The organism is Streptomyces sp. NPDC001108, assembly GCF_053598535.1.
Window position 1 is genome coordinate 734,701 of record NZ_JBSFKL010000002.1, and the last position, 12,023, is coordinate 746,723.

The following is a 12,023-nucleotide window of genomic DNA, read 5'->3' on the forward strand; positions in this document are numbered from 1 at the left end:
CTTTCCGTCTCCCCCGCCGTACGAATCGAGCCAATATGGCTGCTCGTCAGATTAAAGGCCCGCGAGGGACGGGCGGTACCCGGGCCTTTCGGACCGACTCGCGCCACGTCTACCTCTCCGTCGCGGCCTCCGGGTCGGGGGGCAGTACGCGGCAGAGCGCGTCCAGTGCGCCGGCCCAGGCGCTGTCGGTGGGGGTTCCGTAGCCGATGACCAGCGCGTCCCGTTCGGGCGCCGCGTCCGGGTGGCGGAAGCGGCTGAGCCCCTCCAGCGCCAGGCCCTGCCACGCGGCCGCCCGGAGCGCCGCCGGTTCGGCGCCCGGGGGCAGTTCGATCACGGCGTGCAGCCCGGCGGCGATTCCGCTGACCCGGGCGTGCGGGGCGCGTTCGGCCAGCGCCGCCACGAGCTGGTCGCGACGGCGCCGGTAGCGCAGCCGCATCGCGCGCACATGGCGGTCGTACGCGCCCGACGCGATGAACTCCGCGAGCGTGAGCTGGTCCAGGGCGCTGGACGACCAGTCGCTCACCCCCTTGGCCTCGCACACCTCCCCCACCAGGCGCTCCGGCATCACCAGCCACCCCAGCCGCAGCCCGGGGGCGAGTGATTTGCTCGTCGTTCCCAGATGCACCACGCTCTCGGGATCGAGTCCCTGGAGGGCGCCGACGGGCTGGCGGTCGTACCTGAACTCGCCGTCGTAGTCGTCCTCCAGGATCAGCCCGCCCGTGGCGCGCGCCCAGTCGACCGCGGCGGCCCGGCGGTCGGGGTGCAGCGGGACCCCGGTGGGGAACTGGTGCGCGGGCGTCATCAGGACCGCTCCCACGCCCCGCATCCCGGCCAGCTCGCCGGTCCTCGCCCCGAACCCGTCGACCGGCAGGCAGGGCAGCCGTAGCCCGGAGTCCCGGAGCAGGTCGCGGTGGAGGAACAGGCCGTACGACTCGACGGCCACGTCCCGCACCCGCCGCTTGCGCAGCACGTCCCCCATCAGCCTCAGGGCCTGCGCGAATCCGGCGCAGATCATGATGCGTTCCGGGTCGGCGTGGACGCCCCGGGCGCGGGCCAGGTAGTCGGCGAGCACGGTGCGCAGTTCGATGCGGCCGCGCGGATCGCCGTAGCCGAAGGCATCGTGGGGTGCGGCGGCCAGGGCGCGGCGGGCCGCCTTGAGCCACTCGGTCCGGGGGAACGTCGCCAGGTCGGGTGATCCGCTCCGCAGGTTGTGGACGGGCCGGGCGCCGACCGGGCGGGCCCGGACCACCCGGGTGGCCGAGCGGCGCGGTTCGGACCGCGCCGCCACCCGGGTGCCGGAGCCCTGGCGGGCGGTGAGCCAGCCCTCGGCGACCAGTTCGGCATAGGCGTCGGCGACGGTGTTGCGGGCCATGCCCAGGTCGGCGGCGAGGCTCCGGGAGGACGGCAGTCGGGTGCCGGGGGCCAGCCGGCCGGTCCGTACCGCCTCCCGCAGGGCATGCATGAGTCCGGCCCGCAGACCGGTCGAGCCGGTGGTGTCGAGATGCAGGTCGGCGCCGAAAGTGGCCCAGGATTCCGTCATGGGAATGGACCATACCCATGTGCCACCCCGCCCTTAGTGTCGTAGTCATGACGACGAACGAGAACACCGCACCCGCCACCGGACGCAACCCCGAGCACACCCCCCGCCTGAAGCAGTCCTGGGCCCAGCACGCCCCCGAGGTCTACCGGGCGGCGGTCCGGCTGGACGGGGCGGCCCGCAAGGGACTCGACCCGGTCATCGGCGAGCTGGTGAAGATCCGCGCCTCGCAGCTGAACCACTGCGCGTTCTGCCTCGACATGCACACCAAGGACGCGCTCGCGGCCGGTGAGTCCATCGAGCGGATCATCCAGCTGAGCGCCTGGGAGGAGTCGAAGCATTTCTACACGCCCAAGGAGATCGCGGCGATCGAGCTGACCGAGGCGGTGACCGTGCTGACCGACGGTTTCGTCCCGGACGAGGTGTGGGACCGGGCCGCCGAGCACTTCGACGAGGCCGAGCTCTCCTTCCTGATCGCCGCGATCGTCTCGATCAACGTGTGGAACCGCTTCGCGGTGACCACCCGCATGGTCCCCGGCCACTACACGCCGGGCGACCTCAACCACTGATCCACCGCCCGCCCCGCCCGAAGGAGCCCCGCGTGACCGCCGCCGCCCTGCGCGCCCTGCACCACGACCGCACCCCGGACGACCCGCTCGTCCTGCCCGGCCCGTGGGACGCGGCGAGCGCCCGCGCCTTCGTCGAGGCGGGCTTCCCGGCCCTGGCGACGCCCAGCGCGGGCGTCTCGGACGCGCTGGGGTACGCGGACGGGGCGGCGCCCGCCGCCGAGATGTTCGCCGCCGTGGCCCGGATCGTCCGGGCCGTCCCGGCCTCCGTGCCGGTCTCGGCGGACGTGGAGGCGGGGTACGGGCTGCCGCCGAAGGAGCTGGTGGAGCGGCTGCTGGAGAGCGGGGCCGCGGGATGCAACCTGGAGGACTCGGTCGACGGCGTGCTCGTCGAGGCCGAGCGGCAGGCGGACCGGCTCGCGGCGGTCCGGGAGGCGGCGGGCGACGCCCTCTTCGTCAACGCCCGCGTCGACACGTACGTCCACGGCTCGCCCGGCTCGCCCGGTTCCCCGGGAACGGATCCGGGGACGGAGGCGGAGACGGTGCGCCGGGCGCTGCTGTACGTGGCGGCGGGCGCGGAGTGCGTGTACCCGATCATGGCCCCGCCCGAGGCGCTGCCCCGGCTGGCCGCCGCCGTCCCGGGCCCGCTCAACGCGCTCGCCCGGCCGGACGGTCCCGCCCCGCGCCGCCTCGGCGGGCTGGGCGCCACCCGGATCACCTTCGGGCCCTGGTTCCAGCGGCGGGCCATGGCGGCGGTACGCGGGTTCGCGGACGAGCTGCGGCACGGGTAGCGGCCGTCCGCGCGGGGCCGGGTGCGCGGCGTCGATCCGTACCGGCGGCGGGGCGCACCCCGTCCCGGGACTCCTGGGGGCACCCGTAGAAAAGAACGTGACCCCGAACAGCCGTCGCCCCCGGCTGCGGAGTGCTGCCGGGGGCGACGTGGGTACGCGTCAAGGGCGTACGGGCCGGATCGGGGATCAGATCAGGCCGAGCTCGCGCACCGCGTCGCGCTCCTCGGTGAGCTCCTTCACCGAGGCGTCGATGCGCGCACGGGAGAACTCGTTGATCTCCAGGCCCTGGACGATCTTGTAGGTGCCGTTCTCCGTGGTGACCGGGAAGGAGGAGATGATGCCCTCCGGCACGCCGTAGGAGCCGTCCGACGGGATGCCCATGGAGGTCCAGTCGCCCGCGGCGGTGCCGTTGACCCAGGTGTGCACGTGGTCGATGGCGGCGTTGGCGGCGGAGGCGGCCGAGGACGCGCCACGGGCCTCGATGATCGCGGCGCCGCGCTTGGCGACGGTCGGGATGAAGGTGTCGGCCAGCCACGCCTCGTCGTTGACGAGCTCGGCGGCGTTCTTGCCCGCGATCTCCGCGTGGAAGATGTCGGGGTACTGGGTCGCCGAGTGGTTGCCCCAGATCGTCAGCTTCTTGATGTCGGAGACGGCGGCACCGGTCTTGGCGGCCAGCTGCGAGATCGCCCGGTTGTGGTCGAGGCGGGTCATCGCGGTGAAGCGCTCGGCCGGGACGTCCGGGGCGGCGGCCTGGGCGATCAGCGCGTTGGTGTTGGCCGGGTTGCCGACCACGAGGACCTTGATGTCGTCCGCGGCGTTGTCGTTGATGGCCTTGCCCTGGGGCTTGAAGATGCCACCGTTGGCGGAGAGCAGGTCACCGCGCTCCATGCCCTTGGTGCGCGGGCGGGCGCCGACGAGCAGGGCGACGTTGGCACCGTCGAACGCCTTGTTGGCGTCGTCGGTGATCTCGATGCCGCGCAGCAGCGGGAAGGCGCAGTCGTCGAGCTCCATCGCGGTGCCCTCGGCGGCCTTCAGGCCCTGCGGGATCTCCAGGAGACGCAGGTTGACCGGCACGTCCGGGCCGAGCAGGTGGCCGGAGGCGATGCGGAAGAGCAGCGCGTAGCCGATCTGGCCGGCTGCGCCGGTCACGGTGACATTCACGGGAGTGCGGGTCATGGCGATCTCCGTTAGACAGCTGGCGGTGGGGGTTCCTGGCCCCTGGTGCTGGACATCCCTGAATCTTGATGTGAAGAGATATCCAGCGGTCAGGCTATCCGACCCGGAACGTCCCGGCCGCTCTGCCCCCTGTGGCACCGCGCACAAGCGATCACACAGCGCTCACCCGGCCGAATCCGGTACGGCCCCCGGCCCGCCACCGCGCACCGGCCGCCGCACGGGCGGTGACGCCCGGCCGCCCCGCCACCGGGCCCGGAACGCTCCGTTGCCGGACGCTCACACGGTGGCGGAATGGTCACTTCCGTGCCACAGGCCCTGGCCATGCCTTGTTCCGCCCCACCCCGTCGACCAGGCTGAATCCGGACGGGGCGGGAACGCTCGACCACCACCCGGCAGGGCCACGCGCCCCGGTGGGCCCCGTCAGCCGGTGTCCGTCCCGCTCGGGGGAGGGGACGGGCACCGGTCCGGGTACGGGTCAGCGGATGGTGAAGTGGACGGCCTGTTCCAGGAACGGAATGTCCAGCCACGGCTTCGGCTGCGCCACCAGCGCGAGCATCACGATGAGAAAGCCGAGCAGCCCATAGGTCACCAAATCGGTGAAGCGGGACCGCACCGCCAGCATGCCCACCGACGGCACCACGAGCCGCAGCACGGCACCGCCGAGCAGGGCGCAGCCGATCAGCATCGTGCCGACCCGGAACGCCTCGGCGAAGGGGTCGACCGCCACGATCAGCAACCCGATCCCGGCCGTGCAGAGCACCGCGAGCAGCGGCCACTGCCGGGCCGGGGCGGGCGCGTCACCGGGGGCGGCCCGGCCACCGCCCTCGGGGCGGGCGGTGTCCCGGGTGAACAAGGGGAACCGCCGCGAGCGGCGCGCGCCGCCGGGCCCCCCGGCCGCGTCCGATCCGCCCGCGTCCGCACCCGTGGCCGAATCGTCCTGGCCCGCGGTCGCCCCGTCGGCCCCGGACGTCCCGTCGGCCCCGGACGTCCCGTCCACCGCGCGTTCGTCCGCGTCCGGCACGTGCGACCCGCTCGCCGTCTCCGGGGACCGGGGCGGGCGCGCGGACGGGCCGCCCGTCTCGGCGGCCCGGTCGGCCGGGCTCGTAGCAGCACCCATGGGGTTTCCTCCGGATCGGGTCAGCCGGCGGCGGCGGCGTTGCGCTCGGCCGCCTCGACCACGTTGACGAGCAGCTGGGCGCGGGTCATCGGGCCGACGCCGCCGGGGTTCGGGGAGATCCAGGCGGCGACCTCGGCCACGCCCGGGTGGACGTCCCCGACGATCTTGCCGTTCTCGTCCCGGCTGACGCCGACGTCGAGCACGGCGGCGCCCGGCTTCACGTCCTCGGGCTTGATGATGTGCGGCACCCCGGCGGCGGCCACGATGATGTCGGCCTGCTTGAGGTGGGCGGAGAGGTCGCGCGTACCGGTGTGGCACTGCGTCACGGTGGCGTTCTCCGAACGGCGGGTCAGCAGCAGCGGCATCGGGCGGCCGATGGTGACGCCCCGGCCCACGACCACCACGTTGGCCCCCTTGATCTCGACGCCGTGGTGGCGGAGGAGCTGGACGACGCCCTGCGGGGTGCACGGCAGCGGGCCCGGCTCGTTGAGCACCAGGCGGCCGAGGTTCATCGGGTGCAGGCCGTCGGCGTCCTTGGCCGGGTCCATCAGCTCCAGGACGCGGTTGGTGTCGATCCCGTCGGGGAGCGGGAGCTGCACGATGTACCCGGTGCAGTCGGGGTTCTCGTTCAGCTCGCGGACGACCGCCTCGATCTCCTCCTGGGTGGCGGTGTCGGGGAGTTCGCGCTGGATGGAGCCGAGGCCGACCTGCGCGCAGTCGCGGTGCTTGCCGTTCACGTACCAACGACTGCCCGGGTCGTCCCCGACCAGCAGGGTTCCCAGGCCCGGGGTGATGCCCCGTTCCTTGAGGGCCGCCACACGGACGGTGAGATCGGACTTGATCGCGGCTGCGGTGGCCTTGCCATCGAGAATCTGGGCAGTCATGTCCCCATCCTCTCGGATGACCCCGCCCCGGTACCAATTCGGCCGCCGTCAGTGGCGTGATGTTGCACTTGCGCAACAAGCCCCGACCGTGACTGGACAAACTTACATTCTGTTTATAACGATTATGGCCGCAGTGCCGCAGTAGTACCGGGGGGCGGACCACTGACCTTTCTTTCCTCCGTGCGGCCGCATCGTCCCCGCAGTGCACGTTGGAGGAACGCCCAGATGAGTTTCGGCGACCCGAACCCGAACCCGAACAACCCGTACGGCCAGCAGCCCGGCCAGCCGCCGCAGGGCCAGCCCGGTTACGGCTACCCGCAGCAGCAGCCGCAGGGTCAGCCGGGTTACGGCTACCCGCAGCAGCCCCCGCAGGGCCAGCCGGGCTACGGCTACCCGCCCCAGGCCCCGGGCACCCTCCAGGCCAACAACGGCTACATCAACGTCCCCGTGCTGGGCACCGTCCAGGTCGCCTCGATGGGCCGCCGCCTCGGCGCCCGCGCCCTCGACGGCGTGATCATCGGCGTGCTCTACACGATCCTCAGCGCGATCGGTGTCGCAGGTGCGATGGGCGCCGCCAAGGACATCGAGAACTGTGGCAGCTCCCTGGACCCGGGCTACCAGGCCTGTGTGAACGACGCGAGCGGCAGCGTCATCGCCACGATGTTCGGCATGATCGCGATCTTCGGTCTGATCACGCTGCTCTACGAGTGGCTGATGATCTCGCTGCTCGGCCAGACGCTCGGCAAGATGGCCCTCGGCCTGAAGGTCGTCAAGGAGAACACCGGCATGAACCCGGGCCTCGGCTCCGGCTTCATCCGCTGGATCATCCCGATCGTCGGTGTCTTCCTCTGCTACATCGGCGCGCTGCTGGTCTACCTCTCGCCGTTCTTCGACAACTCCGGCAAGCTCCAGGGCTGGCACGACCGTGCCGCCGGCACGCTGGTGGTCAAGAAGTAACGCACCCCGCGCACGACACGAAGGGCCGGAACTCCTCGCGGAGTTCCGGCCCTTCGTGCGTGGGACTCAGTGGAAGAAGTGGCGCGTGCCGGTGAAGTACATCGTCACGCCGGCCTTCTTCGCGGCCTCGACGACCAGCTCGTCACGGACCGAACCGCCCGGCTGGGCCACCGCCCTGACGCCCGCGGCGGTCAGGATCTCCAGCCCGTCGGGGAACGGGAAGAACGCGTCGGAGGCGGCGTACGCACCGCGCGCCCGCTCCTCGCCCGCCCGCTCCACGGCCAGCTTCGCGGAGTCGACCCGGTTGACCTGGCCCATGCCGACGCCGACCGAGGCACCGTCCTTGGCCAGCAGGATCGCGTTGGACTTGACCGCGCGGCACGCCTTCCACGCGAAGGCCAGCTCCCTCAGCTCGGCCTCGCCCAGCGCCTCGCCGGTGGCCAGCGTCCAGTTGGCCGGGTCGTCGCCCTCGGCCTGGAGGCGGTCGGTGACCTGGAGCAGCGCACCGCCGTCGATCGGCTTGACCTCGACCGGGGCGGCCGGGGCGTCCGGGCAGCGCAGCACCCGGATGTTCTTCTTGCGGGCCAGGATCTCGACGGCGCCGTCCTCGTAGGCCGGGGCGACGATGACCTCGGTGAAGATCTCCGCGACCTGCTCGGCCATCGCGGTGGTCACCGGACGGTTGACGGCGATGACGCCGCCGAAGGCCGACAGCGGGTCGCAGGCATGGGCCTTGCGGTGCGCCTCGGCGACGTCGTCGGCGATCGCGATGCCGCACGGGTTGGCGTGCTTGATGATCGCGACGCACGGCTCGGTGTGGTCGTACGCGGCCCGGCGCGCGGCGTCGGTGTCCGTGTAGTTGTTGTACGACATCTCCTTGCCGTGCAGCTGCTCCGCCTCGGCCAGGCCGCCGGCGCCCGAGGTGTAGAGCGCGGCGGGCTGGTGCGGGTTCTCGCCGTAGCGCAGGACGTTCTCGCGCTGGTACGTCGTACCGAAGAAGTCGGGGAAGCCCGAGTCGTCGGCGGCGGCGTAGTCGTCCGCGAACCAGGAGGCCACGGCGACGTCGTACGCGGCGGTGTGCTGGAACGCCTCGGCGGCCAGCCGCTTGCGGGCGGTCAGGTCGAAGCCGCCCGCCTTGACGGCGGACAGGACGTCGGCGTACCGCTCGGGGCTGGTGACGACGGCCACGGACGGGTGGTTCTTGGCGGCGGCGCGGACCATGGACGGGCCGCCGATGTCGATCTGCTCCACGCACTCGTCGGCCGAGGCGCCGGAGGCGACGGTCTCCTTGAACGGGTAGAGGTTGACGACCACCAGGTCGAACGGCTCCACACCGAGCTCGGCGAGCTGCTCGCGGTGGGTGTCCAGGCGGAGGTCGGCCAGGATGCCGGCGTGGACGCGCGGGTGCAGCGTCTTCACGCGGCCGTCGAGGCACTCGGGGAAGCCCGTGAGCTCCTCGACCTTGGTGACCGGGACGCCGGCGGCGGCGATCCGGCCGGCGGTGGAGCCGGTGGAGACCAGCTCGACACCCGCCTCGTGCAGACCGCGTGCGAGGTCTTCGAGCCCCGTCTTGTCGTAGACACTGACCAGGGCGCGACGGATGGGCTTATTCACCGACATGACCGAGATGAACCTTTCGTCCCTCAATGCGATAGCCGTCGCGGGCGAGCCGCCCCACGGCCTCGACGAGCAGCTTGCGCTCGATTTGCTTGATGCGTTCATGGAGAGCGGCTTCGCCCTCCGGCGAGTCCTCCTCGGTCACCTCGACCACGCCCTGCGCGATGATCGGACCGGTGTCGACGCCGTCGTCGACGAAGTGGACGGTGCAGCCGGTGACCTTCACGCCGTACGCGAGCGCGTCGCGCACCCCGTGGGCACCGGGAAAACTGGGGAGCAGGGCGGGGTGGGTGTTGACGAACCGGCCGCCGAAGCGGGCGAGGAACTCCCGCCCCACGATCTTCATGAACCCCGCGGACACCACGAGGTCCGGGCGGTGCTCGGCCGTCGCGGCGGCGAGCGCGGCGTCCCACTCCTCCCGGGTGGCGTGGTCCTTGACCCGGCGGACGAACGTCGGGATGCCGGCGCGCTCCGCCCGTTCGAGACCGGCGATGCCGTCGCGGTCGGCGCCGACCGCGACGACCCGCGCGCCGAAGCCCTCGGGATCGTCACCGATGGCGTCGAGCAGGGCTTGGAGATTCGTACCCGAACCGGAGACCAGCACGACCAGGCGTGCCGGGGCGGCGGAGGGGGGCGGGGAGGCCACGGCTGGGCCCTTTCTCGCGTGGTGTTCCGGCGCGCTCCGCCCACGTCGGGAGCGGCGCGACGCTGATTTGTACGGTCGTACGAAAGAACCGAGCCCCTCGATACGGGGAACTCTACGAACCGGCCGACCGCCAGCAACGATACCGGCACCGCGGCGGGCCCCCGTGGGACGGGGGTCGGCGGCCCCGGGCGGCGGTGGCCGGTCCGGCGCCGCGGCCACCGGCGTTCCGGCCGCGCTCCCAGCTTTCGGCGGCTCCCGGCCGGGAGGTAGCGTCAGGGGACAGCGAACCGTCCACGGGGCGGAAATGACGAGATGGGGAAGACGTTCACCACATGCCGGACCGACGCCGCCGCACCGCCTTCCGCCAGCCGCTGCCCGAGCGGGACGCCTCTTCCCAGGGCGGGAGGGGTCCGGGCGGGAGCGACGACAACCCCTTCGCCCCGCCGCCGGAGAACCGGCCCGACCAGCCCTGGCAGCCCCGCCGCCCGGTGAACGTCGCGAAGGGCGACGGCAACGACGACAACGGCCGGAAGGACGGCTCCGGGAACGGTGAGGACTCCTCCGGGGACCGGCCCGCCTGGGGCCAGTGGAGCAGCCGCCAGCCCGGCCGGCAGAGCGGCGGCTTCGGCGGACGCCCGGGCCAGGGCGGGACGGGCGGCAACCAGAGCGGCCCCGAGGGCACCCTGGGCGGGCTGCGCTGGGACCCCACCGACCCCGCACAGCGCCGGGCGCGCTACGCGCTGCTCTGCGGCATGTGGGCCTTCTTCTTCGCGCTCTTCGACCTCCCGGAGATCGCCCTGCTGCTCGGCTCGCTCGCGGTGTACTGGGCGATCAGCTCGCTCCGGTCGAAGCCGAAGAGCCCGGCCGCGGGCGGTGCGGCGACCCCGGCACCGGGAGCCGCGCCGGGCGCCCCGGCGGCCCCGGTCGGCGGCAGGCAGCAGACCACGGCGGCGGTCAGCGGCCTGGTGACGGCGCTGATCGCGCTCTCGATCGTCGCCATGACCTTCACCGTGCAGCTCGTCTACCGCGACTACTACACCTGTGTGAACGACGCCCTGACCAAGGCGGGTCAGCTGTCCTGCAACGACCAGCTGCCGAAGCCGCTGGAGCCGCTCTTCGGCGTCAGGGACTGAGCCCAGCCCCTCCCGTGCTCCCGGACGGTCCGGCCTCCTCGGGCCGGGCCGTCCGCCCGTACCAGGGGTCGGCCGGCAGGAAGTCGTACGGCGCGAGGCCCGGGTCCGCGACGGGGGCGGACGGCGTCCCGGCGTTGCCGGAGCGGGCCGCGGCGGACGCGTACGCCGCGGCCCGCTCCCGCGCCCGCGCCTTCTCCCACGCCCGCGCCCGCTCCCGCTCGCGCGCCGGCACCGCGCCGGTCAGCCACCACCAGCCGCTGCGGACCGGCCCCCGCAGCCGCCAGAACCGCAGCAGCAGCGCGCCGGGCACGCCCAGCACCACCACCCAGGCCGCCGCCGCCGCGCCGGTCAGCCACCACACCGGGCCGAACTCCGCCAGCGCCCGGCTCCCCAGCGGCCCCCCGGCCGCCGCGGCCAGCACCGCCGTACCGATCCCGCACCCGATCCCGGCGACCGCGGCCACCAGCGCGGTCGCCCCCGGGCCCCACGCCTCCTCACGTTCGCAGTACGGCGGCGCGGCCCGCCGCACCGTGAACCAGGCGACGGTCACCCCGGCGGCGACCGGCACCCCGAGCGCCGCCCAGTTCGGGAGCGTCCCGGGGCCCTCGGCGGGCACCGCGGCCAGCAGCGGGAAACGGGGCAGCGCCGGGCGGCCGGAGAAGGCCAGCGGGGTGACCGTGGACGCCGTACCGAGGGCGAAGCCGGGGCCGAGCCCGTACGCCGCACCCCACACCGCCGCGTTCGGCACCAGCACCACCGCGAGCAGCAGCACCGCGACCCGGCCCGACCAGTCGCCCGAGAGCTGGACGAACGCCTGCCGGGCCGGGTGCGCGTGCCACACCAGCCCGACCGCGACGAGCAGCGCGCCGCCGCCGACCAGCATCGCCACCCCGGCCGCCGCCGCGCGCCACACCGTCCCCGCGCGCTCCCGGAGCCGGCCGCCCGCCAGCGCCCGGTGCAGGGCCGCCGGGGCTCCGGCGGGCAGCGCGACCGGATGCCCGGCCGCCGTCCAGACCCCGGCCGCCGCCGCGCCCGCCACCACGGCGACCGCCGGGAAGAGCGCCGCGAGCGGCCGCACGGACAGCGCACCGCCCCGCGCGTAGTACGCGACCGCCGCGCCGACCAGCAGATATCCGCCGACGACCGCCGCCAGGCCGACCGGCGCCGAGAGGGCGGGCCGCTCCTCGTCCGGCACCAGGACATCGCGCGCCGCGCGGTGCACCAGCCACACCGGCACCACGGCGAGCAGCAGCGGAACCACCCCCACCGGGGCGGGCACCCCGCTCGGCGTACCGGCCCTGACCAGCTCGGCGCCATGGGCGAGCAGCCAGAGCGCGGCCGCCGTGTGGAGGGCGCTCCCGGAACTCTCCCCGGAGTCCGGCGAGCTGATCCACAACGCCAGGACGAGAACGGTGACCGCGCCCAGCCCGAGCCCGGCCGCGACCGCTCCCCGCAGCAGGGCCAGGGGGAACGCGGCGGACCTGCCCTGATCCGCCGACAACATCGGGGCGCTTTCGGTTACTTGGCTCACACGGCCATGCTGCCAACGACACGCGCCTAATGCGCGTAACAGTCGAATACCCGCTGTGTCGCCCAATA

At 73.5% G+C, this 12,023-nt stretch carries 11 protein-coding genes; 4 read left to right on the forward strand and 7 right to left on the reverse strand.

Annotated features, from left to right (window positions below; translation table 11 throughout):
* Positions 1 to 109 precede the first annotated feature (109 nt).
* Entirely contained in the window at positions 110 to 1,540 is a 1,431-nt protein-coding gene (pdxR, locus tag ACWC97_RS08055; RefSeq protein WP_352273546.1) for a MocR-like pyridoxine biosynthesis transcription factor PdxR, read from the reverse strand.
* A 47-nt stretch (positions 1,541 to 1,587) separates the two neighbouring features.
* Here pdxR and ACWC97_RS08060 point away from each other — a divergent pair, with 47 nt between their 5' ends.
* Positions 1,588 to 2,106, forward strand: coding sequence for a carboxymuconolactone decarboxylase family protein (locus ACWC97_RS08060; protein WP_352273547.1), 519 nt, complete (start codon positions 1,588 to 1,590; stop codon positions 2,104 to 2,106).
* 32 nt (positions 2,107 to 2,138) lie between these two features.
* Positions 2,139 to 2,894 carry an isocitrate lyase/PEP mutase family protein gene (locus ACWC97_RS08065; RefSeq protein WP_450648092.1) on the forward strand — a complete coding sequence of 252 codons (756 nt, stop codon included), beginning with the start codon at positions 2,139 to 2,141 and terminating at the stop codon, positions 2,892 to 2,894.
* A gap of 186 nt (positions 2,895 to 3,080) precedes the next feature.
* Here ACWC97_RS08065 and ACWC97_RS08070 read toward each other — a convergent pair whose 3' ends face one another.
* From ACWC97_RS08070 to ACWC97_RS08080, 3 genes are all read right to left on the reverse strand, one after another.
* A complete protein-coding gene (locus ACWC97_RS08070) occupies positions 3,081 to 4,070 on the reverse strand; it encodes a malate dehydrogenase (RefSeq protein WP_352273549.1) in 990 nt (329 codons plus the stop codon).
* Positions 4,071 to 4,545: 475 nt separating this feature from the next.
* A complete protein-coding gene (locus tag ACWC97_RS08075; RefSeq protein ID WP_450648094.1) occupies positions 4,546 to 5,187 on the reverse strand; it encodes a DUF3017 domain-containing protein in 642 nt (213 codons plus the stop codon).
* A gap of 20 nt (positions 5,188 to 5,207) precedes the next feature.
* The gene (locus tag ACWC97_RS08080) at positions 5,208 to 6,071 is read right to left on the reverse strand and encodes a bifunctional methylenetetrahydrofolate dehydrogenase/methenyltetrahydrofolate cyclohydrolase (RefSeq protein ID WP_352273551.1); all 864 of its coding nucleotides are present in this window, start codon (positions 6,069 to 6,071) and stop codon (positions 5,208 to 5,210) included.
* A gap of 225 nt (positions 6,072 to 6,296) precedes the next feature.
* Between ACWC97_RS08080 and ACWC97_RS08085 the strand changes: the two genes are divergently transcribed.
* Complete coding sequence (locus ACWC97_RS08085; RefSeq protein ID WP_392279122.1) at positions 6,297 to 7,028, forward strand: RDD family protein; 732 nt, start codon at positions 6,297 to 6,299, stop codon at positions 7,026 to 7,028.
* A 66-nt stretch (positions 7,029 to 7,094) separates the two neighbouring features.
* Here ACWC97_RS08085 and purH read toward each other — a convergent pair whose 3' ends face one another.
* Together purH and purN are read right to left on the reverse strand one after the other, a co-directional pair.
* Complete coding sequence (gene purH, locus ACWC97_RS08090) at positions 7,095 to 8,648, reverse strand: bifunctional phosphoribosylaminoimidazolecarboxamide formyltransferase/IMP cyclohydrolase (RefSeq protein WP_352273553.1); 1,554 nt, start codon at positions 8,646 to 8,648, stop codon at positions 7,095 to 7,097.
* Positions 8,635 to 9,291, reverse strand: a complete 657-nt coding sequence (purN, locus tag ACWC97_RS08095) for a phosphoribosylglycinamide formyltransferase (RefSeq protein WP_352273554.1) — start codon at positions 9,289 to 9,291, stop codon at positions 8,635 to 8,637. Before purN ends, purH begins: the two co-directional genes overlap by 14 nt.
* A 332-nt stretch (positions 9,292 to 9,623) precedes the next feature.
* Here purN and ACWC97_RS08100 point away from each other — a divergent pair, with 332 nt between their 5' ends.
* The gene (locus tag ACWC97_RS08100; RefSeq protein ID WP_450648097.1) at positions 9,624 to 10,424 is read left to right on the forward strand and encodes a hypothetical protein; all 801 of its coding nucleotides are present in this window, start codon (positions 9,624 to 9,626) and stop codon (positions 10,422 to 10,424) included.
* Here ACWC97_RS08100 and ACWC97_RS08105 read toward each other — a convergent pair.
* Positions 10,414 to 11,955, reverse strand: a complete 1,542-nt coding sequence (locus tag ACWC97_RS08105; protein ID WP_352273556.1) for a cell division protein PerM — start codon at positions 11,953 to 11,955, stop codon at positions 10,414 to 10,416. The genes ACWC97_RS08100 and ACWC97_RS08105 overlap by 11 nt on opposite strands.
* Between the last annotated feature and the right edge of the window lie 68 nt (positions 11,956 to 12,023).

What these genes read in the sequence shown, in the direction of transcription:
- pdxR (WP_352273546.1), bottom strand. Translation starts at nt 1,540, where the DNA reads ATGACGGAATCCTGGGCCACTTTCGGCGCCGACCTGCATCTCGACACC.
- ACWC97_RS08060 (WP_352273547.1), top strand. Translation starts at nt 1,588, where the DNA reads ATGACGACGAACGAGAACACCGCACCCGCCACCGGACGCAACCCCGAG.
- ACWC97_RS08070 (WP_352273549.1), bottom strand. Translation starts at nt 4,070, where the DNA reads ATGACCCGCACTCCCGTGAATGTCACCGTGACCGGCGCAGCCGGCCAG.
- ACWC97_RS08075 (WP_450648094.1), bottom strand. Translation starts at nt 5,187, where the DNA reads ATGGGTGCTGCTACGAGCCCGGCCGACCGGGCCGCCGAGACGGGCGGC.
- ACWC97_RS08080 (WP_352273551.1), bottom strand. Translation starts at nt 6,071, where the DNA reads ATGACTGCCCAGATTCTCGATGGCAAGGCCACCGCAGCCGCGATCAAG.
- ACWC97_RS08085 (WP_392279122.1), top strand. Translation starts at nt 6,297, where the DNA reads ATGAGTTTCGGCGACCCGAACCCGAACCCGAACAACCCGTACGGCCAG.
- purH (WP_352273553.1), bottom strand. Translation starts at nt 8,648, where the DNA reads ATGTCGGTGAATAAGCCCATCCGTCGCGCCCTGGTCAGTGTCTACGAC.
- ACWC97_RS08100 (WP_450648097.1), top strand. Translation starts at nt 9,624, where the DNA reads ATGCCGGACCGACGCCGCCGCACCGCCTTCCGCCAGCCGCTGCCCGAG.